At 67.4% G+C, this 18,097-nt stretch carries 16 protein-coding genes; 9 read left to right on the forward strand and 7 right to left on the reverse strand.

Features of this window, described 5'->3' with window-relative positions:
• From FHS82_RS17175 to FHS82_RS17200, 6 genes are all read right to left on the reverse strand, one after another.
• Positions 1-1,122, reverse strand: coding sequence for an ABC transporter permease (locus FHS82_RS17175; RefSeq protein ID WP_166955118.1), 1,122 nt, complete (start codon positions 1,120-1,122; stop codon positions 1-3).
• 1 nt (position 1,123) lies between these two features.
• Positions 1,124-2,227, reverse strand: a complete 1,104-nt coding sequence (locus tag FHS82_RS17180; protein ID WP_166955119.1) for a microcin C ABC transporter permease YejB — start codon at positions 2,225-2,227, stop codon at positions 1,124-1,126.
• Positions 2,228-2,230: 3 nt separating this feature from the next.
• Positions 2,231-4,024 (reverse strand): extracellular solute-binding protein, encoded by a 1,794-nt coding sequence (locus FHS82_RS17185; RefSeq protein ID WP_166955251.1) that lies wholly within the window; start codon positions 4,022-4,024, stop codon positions 2,231-2,233.
• A 261-nt stretch (positions 4,025-4,285) separates the two neighbouring features.
• Positions 4,286-5,077: an ABC transporter permease gene (locus FHS82_RS17190; RefSeq protein WP_166955121.1), complete on the reverse strand. Its 792-nt coding sequence runs from the start codon at positions 5,075-5,077 to the stop codon at positions 4,286-4,288.
• Positions 5,074-6,030, reverse strand: coding sequence for an ABC transporter permease subunit (locus FHS82_RS17195; RefSeq protein WP_166955123.1), 957 nt, complete (start codon positions 6,028-6,030; stop codon positions 5,074-5,076). The genes FHS82_RS17190 and FHS82_RS17195 overlap by 4 nt, the downstream gene beginning before the upstream one ends.
• Before the next feature lie 15 nt (positions 6,031-6,045).
• Positions 6,046-7,242 carry an ABC transporter ATP-binding protein gene (locus tag FHS82_RS17200; RefSeq protein ID WP_166955125.1) on the reverse strand — a complete coding sequence of 399 codons (1,197 nt, stop codon included), beginning with the start codon at positions 7,240-7,242 and terminating at the stop codon, positions 6,046-6,048.
• A 212-nt stretch (positions 7,243-7,454) separates the two neighbouring features.
• On the opposite strand from FHS82_RS17200, the gene FHS82_RS17205 reads away from it, so the two are divergent.
• Together FHS82_RS17205 and FHS82_RS17210 are read left to right on the forward strand one after the other, a co-directional pair.
• Positions 7,455-8,852: a glutamine synthetase family protein gene (locus tag FHS82_RS17205; protein WP_166955127.1), complete on the forward strand. Its 1,398-nt coding sequence runs from the start codon at positions 7,455-7,457 to the stop codon at positions 8,850-8,852.
• 219 nt (positions 8,853-9,071) lie between these two features.
• Positions 9,072-10,379, forward strand: coding sequence for an NAD(P)/FAD-dependent oxidoreductase (locus tag FHS82_RS17210; RefSeq protein WP_166955129.1), 1,308 nt, complete (start codon positions 9,072-9,074; stop codon positions 10,377-10,379).
• Between the two features lie 176 nt (positions 10,380-10,555).
• On the opposite strand, the gene FHS82_RS17215 is transcribed toward FHS82_RS17210, so the two are convergent.
• Positions 10,556-11,167, reverse strand: a complete 612-nt coding sequence (locus tag FHS82_RS17215) for a c-type cytochrome (RefSeq protein ID WP_166955131.1) — start codon at positions 11,165-11,167, stop codon at positions 10,556-10,558.
• 230 nt (positions 11,168-11,397) lie between these two features.
• On the opposite strand from FHS82_RS17215, the gene FHS82_RS17220 reads away from it, so the two are divergent.
• From FHS82_RS17220 to rnhA, 7 genes are all read left to right on the forward strand, one after another.
• Positions 11,398-12,141: a 3-deoxy-manno-octulosonate cytidylyltransferase gene (locus FHS82_RS17220; protein WP_166955133.1), complete on the forward strand. Its 744-nt coding sequence runs from the start codon at positions 11,398-11,400 to the stop codon at positions 12,139-12,141.
• Positions 12,138-13,013 carry a prephenate dehydratase gene (locus FHS82_RS17225; protein ID WP_166955135.1) on the forward strand — a complete coding sequence of 292 codons (876 nt, stop codon included), beginning with the start codon at positions 12,138-12,140 and terminating at the stop codon, positions 13,011-13,013. The genes FHS82_RS17220 and FHS82_RS17225 overlap by 4 nt, the downstream gene beginning before the upstream one ends.
• Positions 13,014-13,245: 232 nt before the next feature.
• Positions 13,246-13,848 (forward strand): GNAT family N-acetyltransferase, encoded by a 603-nt coding sequence (locus tag FHS82_RS17230; RefSeq protein ID WP_166955137.1) that lies wholly within the window; start codon positions 13,246-13,248, stop codon positions 13,846-13,848.
• Between the two features lie 278 nt (positions 13,849-14,126).
• A complete protein-coding gene (locus FHS82_RS17235) occupies positions 14,127-15,320 on the forward strand; it encodes a GGDEF domain-containing protein (RefSeq protein WP_166955139.1) in 1,194 nt (397 codons plus the stop codon).
• A 224-nt stretch (positions 15,321-15,544) separates the two neighbouring features.
• Positions 15,545-16,540: a 4-hydroxy-3-methylbut-2-enyl diphosphate reductase gene (gene ispH / locus FHS82_RS17240; protein WP_166955141.1), complete on the forward strand. Its 996-nt coding sequence runs from the start codon at positions 15,545-15,547 to the stop codon at positions 16,538-16,540.
• 15 nt (positions 16,541-16,555) lie between these two features.
• Positions 16,556-17,521: a homoserine kinase gene (gene thrB / locus FHS82_RS17245; protein WP_166955143.1), complete on the forward strand. Its 966-nt coding sequence runs from the start codon at positions 16,556-16,558 to the stop codon at positions 17,519-17,521.
• Positions 17,518-17,958 (forward strand): ribonuclease HI, encoded by a 441-nt coding sequence (gene rnhA / locus FHS82_RS17250; RefSeq protein WP_166955145.1) that lies wholly within the window; start codon positions 17,518-17,520, stop codon positions 17,956-17,958. The genes thrB and rnhA overlap by 4 nt, the downstream gene beginning before the upstream one ends.
• The last annotated feature ends 139 nt before the right edge of the window (positions 17,959-18,097 follow it).

Here is an 18,097-nt window from a genome sequence, read left to right on the forward strand (position 1 = left end):
TCAGTTGAACGTCTTGCGCGGATCGAAGGCATCGCGCACCGCCTCGCCGATGAAGATCAGCAGCGACAGCATCAGCGCGATGACGAAGAAGCCCGTGAGGCCAAGCCAGGGCGCCTGCAGGTTCGCCTTGCCCTGCGCCAGCAGCTCCCCGAGCGAGGGCGAGCCCGGCGGCAGGCCGAAGCCGAGGAAGTCGAGCGAGGTCAGCGTGGTGATGGAACCGTTGAGCACGAAGGGCAGGAAGGTCAGCGTCGCCACCATGGCATTGGGCAGCAGGTGGCGGAACATGATGGTGGCGTCGGAGAGGCCGAGCGCCCGCGCCGCGTTCACGTATTCGAAGTTGCGCGCGCGCAGGAACTCGGCCCGCACGACACCGACGAGCGCCACCCACGAGAACAGCAGCAGGATGCCGAGCAGCACGAAGAAGCCCGGCGTGATAATCGACGAGACGATGATCAGCAGGTAGAGCGAGGGGATCGAGTTCCAGATCTCGATGATCCGCTGCAGCACGAGGTCCGTCCAGCCGCCGAAATAGCCCTGCACGGCGCCTGTAAAGATGCCGATCACCGACGAGATTCCGGCCAGGATCAGCCCGAACAGCACCGAGAGGCGGAAGCCGTAGATGAGGCGCGCCAGCACGTCGCGGCCCTGGTCGTCGGTGCCGAGCCAGTTCCACTCGATGCCGGCGCATGAGCCGCCGCATTGCTCGTCCGTCAGCAGCCACGTCGGCGGCGCGGGCGCCGGCACCGGAATGGCGAGGTTGTGCGTGTTGTAGGCGAAGCGGACCGGCGGCCAGAGGGCCCAGCCGTTCGCGTTGATCTCGTCGGCGATGAACGGATCGCGGTAGTCCGTGCGGGCGAGGAAGCCGCCGAATTTTTCTTCCGGATAGTCCACCAGCACGGGAAACAGGATTTCGCCCTTGTAGGAGGCGACCAGCGGCCGGTCGTTGGCGATGAACTCCGCGCCCAGCGTCACGAAGAACAGCGCCAGGAATATCCACAGCGACCAGAAACCGCGCCTGTGCGCGCGGAAGTTGCGCAGCCGGCGGCGGTTGAGCGGCGACAGCCGCAGCCAACCCTTTTCGGGCAGGGGCGGCGCGGCGGCGATGGCTGCGGCGTCCGTCATCTCAGACCTCCCGCGTCTCGAAATCGATGCGCGGATCGATCCACGTGTAGGTGAGGTCCGACAGCAGGTTCACCACGAGTCCGAGCAGCGAGAAGATGAACAGGCTGGCGAACACCACCGGGTAATCCCGGTTGACGATGGACTCGAACGACAGCAGCCCCAGCCCGTCCAGCGAGAAGATGGTCTCGATCAGCAGCGAGCCGGCGAAGAAGGCGCCGATGAACGCGCCCGGAAAACCGGCGATGACGATCAGCATGGCGTTGCGGAACACGTGGCCGTAGAGCACCTGCCGTTCCGTGAGGCCCTTCATGCGGGCGGTGAGCACGTACTGCTTGCGGATTTCGTCCAGAAACGAGTTCTTGGTCAGCAGTGTCGACGTCGCGAACGCGCCGATCGCCATGGAGAAGATCGGCAGCGTGATGTGCCACAGGTAGTCGGCGATCTTGCCGACGAGCGACAGCTCCGAGAAATTCTCGGAGGTGAGGCCACGCAGCGGGAAAATCTGCCAGAACGAGCCGCCCGCGAAAAACACGATCAGCAGGATCGCGAACAGGAAGGAGGGAATGGCGTAGCCGACGATGACCACGCCCGATGTCCACACGTCGAACCTCGAACCGTCGCGCACCGCCTTGGCGATGCCGAGCGGGATGGAGATAGCGTAGGAGATCAGCGTCATCCACAGGCCGAGCGTGATCGACACCGGCAGCTTCTCGCCGATCAGCGACAGCACAGAGACGTCACGGAAGTAGCTCTTGCCGAAGTTGAAGGTGGCGTAGTCCGTCATCATCTTGATGAAGCGCTCGTGCGCCGGCCTGTCGAAGCCGAACTGCTTTTCGAGCTGGGCGATGAAAGCGGGGTCGAGCCCCTGCGCGCCGCGATAGCGCCCGCCGGAACCCGCGTCCGCGGCGCCGCCTGCCGCGCCCAGATCGCCGCCGCCCCCGCCGCCGATGCGTGCCGTGGCGCCGCCGTCCGCTCCCTGCATCTGCGCGATGATACGCTCCACCGGCCCGCCGGGGGCGAATTGCACGATGACGAAGGAAATCAGCATGATGCCGAAGATGGTGGGAATCATCAGCAGCAGGCGCCGCGCGACGTAGGCGAACATGGACTAGCCCTTCCAGCCGATGCGTGCGGCTTTCTCGGCGTCGAACCACCACGTGCCCGGCGCGCCCGAGCTGTAGCGGGGCGGCTGCGCGGGGCGGGAGAAGATGTCCCAGAAGGCATACCAGTCGTCAGGCCGGAACCACATCGGCACCCAGTAGCGCCCGGCGCGCAGCACGCGGTCGAGGGCGCGGGCGCCGATGGTGATTTCCTCGCGCGTCCCGGCGCGGATGATGTGCTCGATCAGCGCATCGACCGCCGGGCTGTTGATGCCGGCGAGATTGAGCCCGCCCGGTGTCCTGGCGGCTTCGGAGCCGTAGAACACCCGCAGTTCCGCCCCCGGCGTCAGGCTGCCCTGCCGCGCCACGCTGACGACGTCGTAGTCGTATTTGCGCAGCCGCTCCTGATACTGCGACGGATCGACGATGCGCGACGTCGCCGTGATGCCGAGCCGGCGCAGGTTGCCCTGGAACGGTTGCGTGTGCGGTTGCAGCCGCGTGCCGGAATCGAGGAATTCGATCTCGAACGGCTTGCCGTCCGGCAGGCGCAGCGTGTCGCCCTCGCGTTTCAGCCCTGCTTCCGTCAGCAGCGCGAAGGCGCGGCGCAGCATGTTGCGGTCGTTACCGGAGCCGTCGGAGACGGGCGGCACGAACGGCTCGCCGAACACCTCGTCCGGCACCTTGCCGCGAAACGGCTCCAGCAGCGCCAGCTCTTCCGGCGCGGGCAGGCCCTCCGCCTTCAGGGGCGTGTGCTCGAAGAACGACGTCGTGCGCCGGTAGGCGCCGTACATGATTTTGGCGTTGGTCCATTCGAAATCGAACGCCAGCCCGATGGCCTCGCGCACGCGCGGATCGGCGAACTTCTCGCGGCGCGTGTTGAAGTACCAGCCCTGCACGTTGGGCGCGGCGGCGGTCTCGATCTTCTCGCGCTTCACGCGGCCCTCGCGAAAGGCGGCAAAGTCGTAGCCGTTCGCCCACAGGCTCGCGGTATATTCCTCGTGAAAGTTGATGATGCCGGACTTGAACGCCTCGAACATCACCTGCTCGTCGCGGAAATACTCGTAGCGCACGTGCCGGAACCTGTTCTGCCCGACATTGACGTTGAGATCGCGCGCCCAGTAGTCGTCCACGCGGTCGAACTCGATGAAGCGCCCCACCTCGAACCGCCCCACCTTGTAGGCGCCCGAGCCCAGCGGCGGCTCCAGCGTGGAGGCGGCGAAATCGCGCGTGCTCCAGTACGCCTTCGAGAAGATCGGCAGGCTGGCGACGATGAGATGCAGGTCGCGCCCGCGCCGTTCTGAGAGGTGAAAGGTGACGACGTCATCCACCTCCGCCACCGCCCGCTCGGCCTCCGCCAGGATGGCGCGGTAGGATGGATGGCCTTTCTCCTTCAGGATATCGAAGGAGAAGGCGACGTCCGCCGCGGTCAACCGCGTGCCGTCGTGGAAGCGCGCCTCGGGGCGCAGCCGGAAGCGATAGGTGCGCCGGTCGGCGCTCGCCTGCACCGATTGCGCCACCAGGCCGTAGACAGCGTCCGGCTCGTCGCCCGAGCCGGCCATCAGCGAGTCGAACGTCGCGCTCATGCCGGCCGCCGCGTCGCCCTGCAGCACGAAGGCGTTCAGTGTGTTGAAGGTGTCGAAGCTGCCCTGCGTGACCCGCATCACGATCTTGCCGCCCACCGGCGCGTCCGGATTCACGTAGGGAAAGTGCGGAAAATCCTTCGGCAACTGCAGGTCGCCGAACGCGGAAAGGCCGTGCGCCTCATACGCATCGCCGGCCGGAGGCGCGCTCTCCTGCGCCATTGCCGCGGCCGGCAGCAGGCGCGCGGCGAGCGCGGCGCCGGCGATGCCGCCCGCGAGGCCGAGCAGGTCGCGGCGCGTGGCGAGGGTTGTGGCGCGGCGCAACGCCTCGACGGAAGGCTCATCCGGCGAACGGGGGCGAATACGGCGAACCAAGAGCGATCTCCCGAAAGGCGATGACACGAATCGAACCGCGTCAGTGTAACGTCCAATAGGAGATGAATCGCATTAACATTTCGTCAAGCTTGCGGGCAGCCCGCAACCTTACCGTGTCGGCAACGCCGCCCGCTTCGTCACCAGCGACGACCCTACCACCACCACCGTCACCACCAGCAGCATCAGCGACGACAGCGCGTTGATCTCCGGCGAGAGGCCGCGGCGCGCCCTGTTGAAAATCTCGATGGGCAGCGTCGAGGTGCCGGGGCCGGTGACGAAGCTCGCGATCACCACGTCGTCGAGCGACAGGGTGAAGGCGAGCAGGAAGCCGGCCGCGACGGAAGGCGCGATCAGCGGCAGCGTGATGGTGAAGAAGGTGCGCACCGGCGGGCAACCGAGGTCCTGCGCGGCCTCCTCCAGCGTCCTGTCGAAGGCGACCAGCCGCGACTGCACCACGACGGCGATGTAGCACATCGTGAATGTCGTATGCGCGAGCGTCACGGTCCAGAAGCCGCGTTCCGCGCCCACCGAGACGAAGAACAGCAGCAGCGACAGGCCCGTGACCACTTCCGGCATCACCATCGGCGCATAGACCATGCCGGTGAACAGCGGCCGACCCCAGAAGCGCGTGTAGCGCACCAGCGCGAGCGCCGCGAGCGTGCCGAAGAAGGTTGCGATCGCTGCCGAGAGGAACCCGATGGCGAGCGAGTTGCGCAGCGCCGTGAGCAGCGGCGCGTTGTGCCAGAGCGACACATACCAGCGCGTGGAGAAGCCGCCCCAGACATTGAGAAGCTGCGAGTCGTTGAAGGAATAGGCGATGAGCACCAGCAACGGCACGTAGAGGAACGCGAAGCCGAAGGTCAGCGCCGTGGTGTCGAACAGCGTGAAGCGGCGGGTCATCGGGCCTTCTCCAGCCTGCGGGTTTCAAGCTCGCGGTAGACCATCACCGGGCCGACGACGATGATCAGCAGCACCACCGCCACGGCCGATGCCAGCGGCCAGTCGCGGTTCTTGAAGAACTCGTCCGACAGCGTCTTGCCGATCATCAGCGAGTCCGGGCCGCCGAGCAGTTCGGGGATCACGTATTCGCCGACGATGGGGATGAAGCACAGCAGGGCGCCGGCGGCGATGCCGGGCAGCGCCAGCGGCACGGTGATGCGCCAGAAGGCCCGCCACGGCGGGCAGCCCAGGTCTTGCGCCGCCTCGATCAGCGTCCAGTCCATCTTTTCGAGCGTCGCGTAGAGCGGCAGCACCATGAAGGGCAGGTAGCAGTAGACCACGCCGATGAAGATGGCGATGTCAGTATTCACGATCTGCAGCGGCTGGTCGATCAGCCCGAGGCTGATCAACACCGTGTTGAGCAGCCCTTCGGGCTTCAGGATGCCGATCCAGGCATAGACGCGGATCAGGAAGCTCGTCCAGAACGGCAGGATGACGAGCACCAGCAGCACAGGCCGGCGGTTTTCCGGCGCCTTGGCCATGGCATAGGCCATGGGGAAGCCGATCAGGAGCAGCAGCAGCGTCGAGACCGCCGCCATCCGCAGCGACGAGAACGCCGAGGCGACATAGAGATAGTCGTCCGCGAGCAGCAGGAAGTTGTCGATGTTGAGTTCGCCCAGCGCCGCCCACAGCCCGGCGAGCCCCTGCGCCCAGTCGATCACGGGCGTATAGGGCGGCTGCGCCGTCGCCGGCTGCGACAGCGACATCCTGAACACGATGGCGAACGGCGTGAGGAAGAAGATCAGCAGCCACAGGAAGGGCAGGGCGGGCACCACCGCGCGCAGCAGGCGCGGTGTCCGCGAAAAGGGCGCCGTCTCCGGCGTCTGCGTGGCGGGAAGGGCGTTGTCGCTCATGCCGGCGCTCCCCGCCTATTGCGTCAGCAGCACGCCGGCCTCGGGCGCGAAGGTGATGTGCACCTTGTCGTCCCAGGTCAGCGGCTGTTCGACGAAGCGGCTGGCGTTGGCGCGCGACACGCGCACGATCTGGCCGCTGGCGAGCTTCACCAGATAGATCGTCCAGTCGCCCAGATAGCCGATATCCCAGATTTCGCCCGACAGCAGGTTCTGCGCGCCGGCCGGGGGCTCGCGGTGCAGCACCAGCTTTTCGGGCCGCAGCGCCACGGCTATTTCCTGCCCCGTCTGCGTCGCCACGCCGGGCGGCGCCTCGATCGCCAGTTCGCCCTCGCCGTCCGTGCGCGCGATGCGCAGCCGCCCGGCGTCGCTCGCGGCGATCCTGCCCTCGATGATGTTCACGTCGCCGATGAACTCCGCCACGTAGCGGCTCGCCGGCTGCTCATAGACCTGCCCGGGCGGCGCGATCTGCCTGATGGTGCCCCTGTCCATCACCGCGATGCGGTCGGCCATGGTCATGGCCTCTTCCTGGTCGTGGGTGACGACGAGGAAGGTCATGCCGAGGTTCACCTGCAGGTCCATCAGCTCGAACTGCGTTTCCTCGCGCAGTTTCTTGTCCAGCGCGCCGAGCGGCTCGTCGAGCAGCAGCACCTTGGGCCGTTTCACGAGCGCGCGCGCCAGCGCCACGCGCTGCCGCTGGCCGCCGGAGAGCTGGTCCGGCTTGCGCCGCGCGAAGGGCGTGAGCTGCACGAGGCGCAGGATTTCCGCCACCCGGTCGGCGATCTCCTGCTTCGGCAGGCCGTCCTGCACCAGCCCGAAGGCGATGTTCTTCTCCACGTTCATGTGCGGGAAGAGCGCGTAGGACTGGAACATCATGTTGACGGGCCGGCGGTGGGGCGGGATGCCGCTCACCACCTGGTCGCCGAGAACGATCTTGCCCTGCGTCGGCTCCTCGAAGCCGGCGAGCATGCGCATCAGTGTCGTCTTGCCGCAGCCCGACGGGCCGAGCAGACAGAAGAACTCGCGCTCGTAGATATGAAGGGTGAGGTTATCCACAGCTACGAAATCGCCGAAGCGCTTGGTCACCTGATCGAAGCGGATCAGGGGCTTCGCGTGCGGGTCGAGCCACGGCGCGAAGTCGCGGCGAACCGCGCCGATCGCCAGCGAATCGCGTTTGCGTGCTTCTGTTCGAGCTTCAGTCCGAGCCTCGGTCATAGACGCGCCAATCCTGAGTTCCGGGCACGGACATACGCCCCGTGCTCCCCTCGCCTTGTTGCGGAAAAAACGTTAGCGGCCACGCGGAGCCGCCGCAAGCGCCTTCGCTTTTCCCCATCCTGCCGGACCACGATCCGGGGATTTGATGTCAGATGATTGACAGATGCGGCGTCTCGGCGATTACTGCCTGCGGCAGATCGAACGGGTGATGGATGACCAGGAAGAAAACAGCCCAGAAGAAGAGTTTGCGCAGCCGGCGCGGCGCGGTCGATATCGACGACGCGCGCGATTTCATGGCGCGCGCCGGCATCGAGGAGATCGAGTGCTTCGTCGCCAACCAGGCCGGCGTCGCGCGTGGCAAGGTGATGCCGTCCGAAAAGTTTCTCGGCAATCCGGTGATGAGCCTGCCGGGGGCGATCTTCTACCAGACCATCGCGGGCGACTATCCGGAGGAGGTGCTCCAGCGCGAGATGCCCGCCGACGGCGATCTCGTCCTGCGGCCGGACTTCTCCACGCTGACGGCGGTGCCGTGGGCCTCCGACCCCACGGCACAGGTCATCCTCGACGCCTTCCACCGTGACGGCCGCGCGCAGGAGAACGCGCCGCGGCAGGTGCTGCGCCGCGTGGTCGAGCTTTTCCGCCGCAACGGCTGGGAGCCCGTGGTCGCGCCGGAGATCGAGTTCTATCTCGTCAAGCGCAATACCGACCCCGACTATCCGCTGGAGCCGCCGATCGGCCGCTCGGGCCGGGCGGAGATCGGCCGGCAGGCCTATTCCATCGCCGCCGTCAACGAGTTCGACGACCTGTTCGAGGACATCTACGACTATTCGGAGGCACAGGGCCTGGCCATCGACGCGCTCATCCACGAGGAAGGCGCCGGGCAGATGGAAATCAACCTGCGCCACGGCGATCCCATCGATCTCGCCGACCAGGTGTTCCTCTTCAAGCGCACCATCCGCGAGGCCGCGCTGCAGCACGACATGTACGCCACCTTCATGGCCAAGCCCATCGCCCGCCAGCCGGGCTCGGCCATGCATATCCACACCTCCGTCGTGGATACGAAGACCGGCCGCAACCTGTTCTCCAACGAGGACGATTCGCCGTCGCCCGCGTTCTTCTCCTTCATCGCCGGCCTGCAGACCTATCTGCCCGCCGCCATGTCGATGCTGGCGCCTTACGTCAACTCCTACCGGCGGCTGACGCGCAACTCCACCGCGCCCATCAACGTGCGCTGGGGCTACGACAACCGCACCACGGGCCTGCGCGTGCCGCCTTCGGACGCCGCTGCGCGGCGCGTCGAAAACCGCGTGCCGTCCTCCGACGCCAATCCCTATCTCGCCATCGCCGCGACGCTCGCCTGTGGCTATCTCGGCATCGAGGCGGGCCTCCAGCCCGGCGAGCCGGTGACGGGCTCCGCCTACAATCTCGATTTCGACCTGCCGCGCGGCATTCTGGAGGCGGTGATCGAGCTTGGCGAATGCGAACCGCTGATCGACGTGCTGGGCCAGAGCTTCGTCAACACCTATTCGGCGGTGAAGCGCACCGAGTACGAGACGTTCATGCAGGTGATCAGCCCCTGGGAGCGCGAATATCTGTTGCTGAACGTCTGAACATATGGAATCTGCACTTCAGGAAAGGGCGGGGGTTGCAGCAGCCTTTCCGTCCGGCCGCTGCGCTTCCGCTCCGAAAGCGCGTCCAAACAGCACGTCAGGGCCATTCGCGCGTTCGCCAACAAGCGGAATGGTTCTGGCCGGCAATCCCCGCCTCATCCTCGCCCCCCATAGCGCTCTCCCTCCATTGCGGACCGACGGCCGATGGCGCCAGCTTCCTTGACGAATCTTTACGCGGAGCGGGCAGATGCCCGCGCACCCCGTCCCGCTGTCGCGGGCGATATCCTTGCCGACGTCTGCGTGGTCGGCGCGGGCTTCACCGGTCTCGGCGCGGCTCTCACGCTGGCGCGGGCGGGCGTGGACGTGCGCGTCGTCGAGGCGTCGCGCGTCGGCGGCGGCGCATCGGGCGTCAACGGCGGCCAGGTGCATCCCGGCCAGCGGCGCGAGCAGGCGTGGCTGGAGGCGCGCGTGGGTGAGGCGCGGGCGCGCGAGCTATGGCAGATCGCCGAGGAGGCGCGTCTGTGGCTCGGCGACATCGCTGCCGACATCGACAACGCTGCCAGTCTGGCAGGCGACGGCGCGGGCGGCTGCGACCTGCGGCCCGGCCTGCTGCTGCTGGCGCACCGCGCACGCCATTTCCGCGCGCTGGCGGAGGATGCCGAGCATCTGGCCCGCCATTACGGTGTCGCCGGGCTTGAGGTGCTCGATGCGCGCGCGGTGGAGAAGTACACCCACATGCGCGGTTGCCACGGCGGCGTCTTCAATCCCCATGGCGGCCACCTCGATCCGCTGGCGCTGGCGCGCGGCCTCGCGCGGCTCGCGGAAGCGGCGGGCGCGCGGCTTCACGAGCAGTCGCGGGTGCTTCGCGTCGCGCGCGAGGGCGATCTCTGGCGCGTGGCGACGGAAGCGGGCGCCGTGCGGGCGCGGGCGGTGCTGCTGACGGGCGATGGCTCGCTCGATCCGCTGTCGGAGGTGACGGCGGCGCACGTCATGCCACTGGTGAATTTCATGATCGCCACCGCGCCGCTCGACCCCGCGCTGGCCGACACGGTGCTGGCCGGCGCCATCGCCGCTTCGGACACGCGCTGCGTGGTCAACTATTTCCGCCGCACGGACGACAACCGCATCATCTTCGGCGGCGGGGAAAGCTATGGCGCGGATCTGCCGGCGGATTTCGCCGCGCGCGTGCGGCGGCGCATGCTCGTGCTTTATCCCCAACTCGCGACAGCGGCGATCACGCACGGCTGGGGCGGGCGGCTCGGCGTCACCTCGACGCGCCTGCCCTTCGTGCGCCGGCTGGAAGGCGGGCGGGAGGACGGGCTTTACGTCGCATCCGGCTTTTCGGGGCAGGGAGTGATGCTCGGCCCCTACACCGGCCGCCTCATCGCCGAGGCCATTGTCGGCGATACGGAGCGTTTCGACCGGATGACCGCGCTGCCGGTGCCTGAGCTGCCCGGCGGCCGCTGGCTGCGCCGCCCGCTGCTGACGGCGGCGATGATCGGTTTCGGCTTGCTCGACAAGCTCTGACGCACGACCCGGAAAGTGGATAACACTTTTCGGAGCAATCCTGCCCGAAGCAATCCTGCTCAAACGAAAAGACGGAGCATTTCAGCGAAAGGTAGGAATGCTCCGGGCCGCTGCAGGAAGCCCCGCGCAGAAAACCCCGGCCGCGCCGGGATTTTCCCGTGGAGGCCATCCGTGCCTTACTGGCCGGAGGCCGGCGCGGCTCCTTCAGCGGGCGCTGCCCCTTCAGCCGGTGCTGCGTCGGGCACCGGCAGCGGCGCGGGTTCGTGGGCGAGTGTGCGCAGGTAGGCGATGATATCGGCGCGCTCTTCCGGCTTCGCCACACCGGCGAAGGCCATGATCGTGCCCGGCACGAAGCCCTTGGGATTGGTGATGAAGTGGTCGAGGTTGTCGTACGTCCACTTGTCGCCGGCGCTCGCGTGGGTCTTCATCGGCGCGGAGTAGCCGAAGCCCTCGACGGCGCCTATGGTGCGGTTGACGATGTCGTACAGGTCCGGGCCCACCTTGGCGCCCGCGCCTTCCACGAAGTTGTGGCAGGCCTTGCACTTGGCGACCGCCTTCTCGCCGCGCGCGGGATCGGCGCTCGCCAGCCGCGTGGCGATGGGCGCCACCTTCGCCGCGGCCGGTGCCGCAGCGCCGCCGCCCGCATCCGCGCCGCTCGGCAGGTCATAGCCGGGGATGACCGGGATCGCCGGGTTGAAGATGATGCCCGATAAAACGCCAAGGCCCATCGTGAAAAGCAGGGTGCCGAGCACTCCGCCGGCGATCTTGTTGAGCTCGAAGGAATCCATCGGTGTGCGGCTCCGGTCCAAACCTAAACTGCTGCCCGGGAGGACCATGCCGGCCCATGCGAGCGATCACAGCGAGGATGATTAACCGGTTTTCCCAGTACTTTGCAACTCGTATAATCAAGGGGAAGCCGACGATAGCGGGGTATCGCGAAAGATCGTGTGTGACATCCCGGGATTTTTTCGCTAACCGTGGCGGGAACTCCCCTTTTTTCGAAGGTTCCGGTCCTGCAATGGCCTCGCCCGTCGTCATCATTCCCGCGCGTCTCGCCGCCACCCGTCTGCCGGACAAGCCCCTGGCGGACATCGCCGGTTTGCCGATGATCGTGCAGGTGCTGCGCCGGGCGGAGGCTGCGGCGGTCGGGCCGGTAGTCGTGGCAACTGATTCGCCCGCCATCGCCACCGTGGTGGAGCAGGCGGGCGGGCGCGCCGTCCTCACCCGCGCGGACCACCCCTCGGGCTCCGACCGCATCTTCGAGGCGCTTACCCTCATCGATCCGCAGGGGCGGCACGACGTCGTCGTCAACGTGCAGGGCGACCTGCCGACCATCGACCCCGCCGTGATCGCCGCCGCGCTCACGCCGCTCGACGATCCGGCCGTCGACATCGCGACGCTCGCGGCCGTCATCACGCGCGCAGAGGAACGCACAGCGCCCAGCGTGGTGAAGGCTGTCGGTAGCGACCTCGGCGGAGGGCGCCTGCGCGCGCTCTACTTCACCCGCGCCACGGCCCCGTGGGGGGAGGGGCCGCTGCTGCATCACATCGGGCTCTATGCCTATCGCCGGGAGGCGCTGGCGCGCTTCGTCTCGCTGGCGCCCTCGCCGCTGGAGCAGCGGGAGAAGCTTGAGCAGCTGCGGGCGCTGGAGCACGGCATGCGCATCGACATCGTCGTCGTGGATGATGTGCCGCTCGGCGTCGACACGCCCGGCGATCTCGCCCGCGCCCGCGCCATCCTCACAGGAACCGAGAAAGCATGACCGCCACGTTCGACCAGCAACCCCGCGTCATTTCGTATCAGGGCGAGCCGGGGGCCAATTCCCATATCGCCGCCCACGAGGTGTTTCCCGACTGGCAGCCCCTGCCGTGCGCCACGTTCGAGGATGCCCTCGCGGCGATTTCGGAGGGCCGGGCCGGGCTCGGCATGATCCCGATCGAGAACTCCATCGCCGGGCGCGTCGCGGACATCCATCACCTGCTGCCCGCCTCCGGGCTTTACATCGTCGGCGAGCACTTCCTGCCGATCCGCTTCCAGCTTCTGGCGCCGAAGGGCGCGACGCTCCAGACCATCACCACCGTCCACAGCCACGTCCACGCGCTTGGCCAGTGCCGGCGCATCATCCGCGAACTCGGCCTCAAGGCCGTGGTGGCGTCGGACACGGCGGGCTCCGCGCGGCAGGTGGCGGAATGGAACGACCCGACGCAGGCATCGCTCGCTCCGTCGCTTGCCGGCGAGATCTACGGTCTCGTCACCCTGGCGCGCGATGTCGAGGACGAGAAGGACAACACCACCCGCTTCGTGGTGCTGGCGCGCGAGCCGCAATGGGCGCCCGCCGGCAACGGCCCCACGGTGACGAGCTTCATCTTCGAGGTGCGCAACGTGCCCGCCGCGCTCTACAAGGCGCTCGGCGGCTTCGCCACCAACGGCGTCAACCTGACGAAGCTCGAAAGCTACATGGTCGAGGGCCGCTTCGTCGCCACCCGCTTCTATGCGGAGGTGGACGGCCATCCGGAAGATCGCTCCCTGCGGCTGGCGCTGGAAGAGCTCGCGTTCTTCTCGCGGCAGACGCACATCCTGGGCGTCTATGCGGCGCATCCGCTGCGCGGCCTTCAGGCGCGGCCGGGCGAATAATACCGTACCTTGAGCGCCTGGATCGTCGATGGACGGTCAAGCCCTTGCGGCGCTTGCGCAAAACCCGCACGCGAGCGGTCGGGGGCCGGGGGCGCCGGTGTAACGCGCCGCTACGGATTACCGGCGATTCGCCGCTTTCTGGCCATTCTCGGGAAGCACTATCCCCGCGATTTGTGCGAGGCTGCGTCGTCGGCGCGGTCCCGCACGGGAGAGAAGCCCGGGGAGATGCCAGATGCTGGAAAACATGTTCGATCCGATCGGGGCGCCGGGGGCGGCAAAGGTTATCGTCCGCTCTGCGACGGTGGCGGACGGGCCCGCCATGGCCCGCCTTCATGACAATGTATGGCGCGAGATGAACTGCGGCCTGTTGCCGGCGCAAATCGCGGGAACGCCGGAGAGTGAGCGCGGCGCGTGGTCGCAGGCCCCCGGCGGCGCGCGGCTGGTGGCGGAGTATCGCGGCGAGGTGGTGGGCCTCTGCGTGGGCGGGCTGGCGCGGGATCCGCTGCTGCACGCCGATGCCGAAATTCAGGGGGTCTACGTGCGCCACGGCTTCCGCTTCCGCGGCATCGGCGCCCGGCTGGTGTCGGCTCTGGCCCGCCGCCTGTCCTTCTGCGGTGCCAGTTGCACGGGCGTGTGGATTTCGGCCGTGAACGTCGCGGCCGTGGCCTTCGCCCGCGCGCTCGGCGCGGCGGTGGAGGGGCGCGCCGCCATCATCCGCCACGCGCTGGAGGAAGGCGCCCTGCTTGCCGGCCGGCCCCGGCTGGCGCTGGTGTGGCGCGACATCGATGCCCTCGCCGCGCAGGATAATCGCGGCCGCCTGCGTATAGCGGATTGACACGGCGACAGTTTTAAGGTTGGAAATCGCGTGAAAGGATAATACCCCGTTCTGGCCGGGCGGGTGCTGTGTTATCCGCTCTTATGCATTTGCTAAAGTAGTATCATTAGAAACTATACTTTATCTGAAGCTGCTTTTGAACCGGATTCGATTATGGGCGCTGTCGTAGAATCCTCCCATGTCAGGTGGAGCCGGCTGATCGACAGGCATTCGCCCTGCGTCGTGAACCGCAGGGCATTCGTCCTGCCGCGGCGTGCTGGCGCCGGAGGCCGCGCCCGATGCAGCTAGATCCCGTGACGTTGCGGACGGTCGGCATTGTCGTGCACCTGCTGCTCGGGGGGCTGCTGCTTTTCTCGTGGCGTAACAGCCGGGCCAATCGCGAGCTGCTGTTCCTCGGCATATGCTTCGCGGGTGCGGCGCTGTTCGATCTGCTGGCGGGCTACGCCGTGGGCATCGGTGTGCCCCACTTCGTTGACGTTGGCTTCGCCATGCTGTTCTTCGGCTATGGCGCGGCGTGGCAGGCGGCGCGTCTGTTCGAGAGGCTGCCGACATCCATCCTGCAGGCGTCGGCAGGCGGCATCGGCTGGCTCGCCTTTTCCCTTGTCGCGAGCGGCGACCTTCTCGTCATGGGACGAACCGTCGCGACCACCGCCGTGCCCGTGCTCTATGGCGCGCTGGCGATTTTCGAGCTGTCGCGCGGACGGCGTGAATACATGCCGTCACGTATGCCGCTTTGCGTGGCGCTTGCGGGCAAAAGCGCGATTTTCGTCATGCGTGGGCTGGTGCTTCTCGCCGGCGCCCTGCACACCGGGAACCCGGTCGCGGCGGCCTTGCCCGACGACTGGGCGGCGCCGATGCGGCTGGTGTCGCTCGGCGCGAACATCGCCATCGCCTATCTCACGCTTTCCCTGACCAAGGAGCGGCTGGAGGCCGAGCAGGCGGTGCAGATTCTGGTCGATCCGCTGACGGGCCTCGGCAACCGCCGCGCGCTTGGCAAATATGCGGAGCGTATTGTGCGCCGGCACGCGATATCGAGCGCGCCGCTCTGCGTCGCCATCATCGATCTCGATTACTTCAAGCAGATCAACGATACCTACGGCCATGCCGTCGGCGACGACGTCCTGCGCGCCTTCGCCGAGCGCGCCTCGATGAAATTGCGGCCCACCGACAGTCTCTTCCGCACCGGCGGCGAGGAGTTTCTCTGCATCCTGCAATCGGCGCGGGAGAAGGATGCCGTGCAGGTGATGGAGCGCATCGGGCGCAGCATGTCGGGCTACCGGCTGGGCGATGGGAAGGCCGCGCGCGACATCACCGTCAGCGTGGGCGTCGCCTCGTCCCAGCTTGTGGGTTACGATCTGGAGGAACTCACGCGCGCCGCCGACAACGCGCTTTACGCCGCCAAGCGCGCCGGTCGCAACCGCGTGCACGTCTACACCGAGACCACCGAGCAAGAGCGATTCGAGGCCAGCTGAATTGCGTGGTCGGGTTCCCGCCGCAGGGCGGCAGGGCACGTCCGTCCGTCTGCGCCGGTCCACCGTTGTATCTTGACAGATGCGTCCGATCCCCGCACAGATCGGCTTCCCTGGAACATCCGCGGCTCCGGGCCGACCGGCGGATGTTCCGCGATTTTTTTTGGGCGCGTTTCCGCGGGCCGGCGACACCGGCGGGCGGAGGGGCGCTCCGGGAAGGTAGGCCGATGCCCGTCTGCGTCTCTCCGGCTTCGTTTCCGCCGGCTGACAAGCCGCCGCTCGATGTGCTGATCTGCGCCCCGCGCGGCTTCTGCGCCGGCGTGGTGCGCGCCATCGATGCGGTGGAGAAGGCGTTGGCGCTCTATGGTCCGCCCGTCTACGTGCGCCACGAGATCGTCCACAACAAATACGTGGTCGAGAGCCTGCGCCGCAAGGGCGCGGTCTTCGTCGACGAACTCGACGAGATTCCGGATACGACGGCGCCCGTCATCTTCTCCGCCCACGGCGTGCCGAAGTCCGTGCCGCGTGAGGCCGTGACGCGCCGCTTCTTCGCCATCGACGCCACCTGTCCGCTCGTCACCAAGGTGCACCGGGAGGCTGAGGTGCACCACAAGCGTAGCCGTCACGTCGTGCTCGTCGGCCATGCCGGCCATCCCGAGGTGGTCGGCACCATGGGTCAGTTGCCGGAGGGCGCGATCTCGCTGATCGAGACGATAGCGGACGTCGCGCGGCTGTTGCCTCCCGCGGACCAGGAGCTTGCCTACGTCACGCAGACGACGCTTTCCGTGGACGACACGGCCGGCATCGTCGCGGCGCTGAAGGCGCGCTTTCCCGATATCGTCAGCCCGCACAAGGAAGACATCTGCTACGCCACCACAAACCGGCAAGAGGCGGTCAAGCGCGTCGCGCCGCAGGTGGATGCGATGATCGTGGTGGGCTCGCCCAATTCCTCCAATTCCCAGCGCCTGCGCGAGGTGGCGGAGCGGGCGGGCTGTCCCGTCTCGCGGCTCGTCCTGCGGGCGGAGGACATCGACTGGTCGCTGTTCGGCGACATCCGCCGGCTCGGGCTGACGGCGGGAGCTTCGGCGCCCGAAATCCTCGTCGAGGAGATCATCGACGCCTTCGCCCTGCGCTTCGATGTGCGCGTCGAGACGGTTTCCACCGCCGACGAAAGCGTGTTTTTCCCCCTGCCGCGCGACCTGCGCGAGCAGGCGACAGTCTGACCAGAGCATATATCCATGGCCGTTTATACCGATGTTTCGGATGCGGAACTGTCCGCGTTCGTCGCCCGCTACGATATCGGCGCGCTGTTGTCCGCCAAAGGCATCGCGGAGGGGGTCGAGAACTCCAACTTCCTGCTGCAGACGGAAAGCGGCTTCTACATTCTCACCCTGTACGAGAAACGGGTGAACGAGGCCGACCTGCCGTTCTTCATCGGCCTCATGGACCATCTGGCCGAGCGTGGCATCACCTGTCCGCGTCCGGTGCGCGACCGTGAGGGCAGGGCGCTGCAGCGGCTCGCCGGCCGGCCGGCGGCGATGGTCACCTTCCTGTCCGGCATGTCGGTCAACCGGCCGGAGGCCGTCCATTGCGCCGAACTCGGGCGTACGCTGGCGCGTCTGCACGCGGCGGGGGCGGATTTTTCCCTGCGGCGCGCCAACGCGCTGTCGCTGGCGGGCTGGCGGCCGCTCTGCGAGCAGGCGCGCGATCAGGCGGACAGCGTCAGCCCCGGCCTGCGCGCGCGTATCGCGGACGATCTCGCGGCGCTGGAGGCGGCGTGGCCGCGCGGCCTGCCTGAGGGCGTCATCCATGCCGATCTCTTTCCCAACAACGTGTTCTTTCTGGGCGAGCGGCTGTCCGGCCTGATCGACTTCTACTTCGCCTGCAACGACGCTTTCGCCTACGATCTCGCCATCTGCCTCAATGCGTGGTGCTTCGAGCCCGACGGCTCCTTCAACATCACCAAGGGGCACGCGATGACGCATGCCTATGAGGAAGTGCGGCCGCTGACCGAGGCCGAGGTCGCGGCGCTGCCGGTGCTCGCGCGCGGCGCGGGCCTGCGCTTCCTGCTGACGCGGCTGGTCGACTGGCTGAACGTGCCCCCAGGCGCGCTGGTCAAGCCGCTCGATCCGCTGGAATACGACCGCAAGCTCGGCTTCCACCGCCACGCCACCTCCGCCGCCGACTACGGCCTCATGCGATGAGCGAGCGGGTGACGATCTATACCGACGGCGCGTGTTCCGGCAATCCCGGCCCCGGCGGCTGGGGGGTACTGCTGATGTTTCGCGGCACCGGGAAGGAGCTTTCCGGCGGCGAGGCGCACACCACCAACAACCGCATGGAGCTGCTCGCGGCGATCAATGCGCTGGAGGCGCTGAAGCGCCCTTGCACCGTCGACCTGCACACCGATTCGCAATACGTCCGCCAGGGCATCACCTCCTGGCTCGCGAGCTGGAAACAACGCGGCTGGAAGACCGCCGACCGTAAGCCGGTGAAGAACGAGGACCTGTGGCGCAGGCTGGACGAGGCCGCCAGCCGCCACGACGTCGCCTGGCATTGGGTGCGCGGCCACAACGGCCATCCCGAGAACGAGCGCGTCGACGCGCTGGCGCGCGCCGGCATGGAGCCGTTCAAGCGGTGAGGCGGCTTCGCGGACTCGCGAAACATGGTTAACCGATTGATAACGCCGCAAAACCCTTGTCTCTGAGTCGTTCTGGCGGCGCCTTGTGGCGATTGTGTCCGAATTTGGGACAGGTGTTACCGCCGGCATCGTTTTCCCG

This window comes from Pseudochelatococcus lubricantis, from assembly GCF_011762225.1.
In the GTDB taxonomy this organism is placed as follows: Bacteria; Pseudomonadota; Alphaproteobacteria; order Rhizobiales; family Beijerinckiaceae; genus Pseudochelatococcus; species Pseudochelatococcus lubricantis.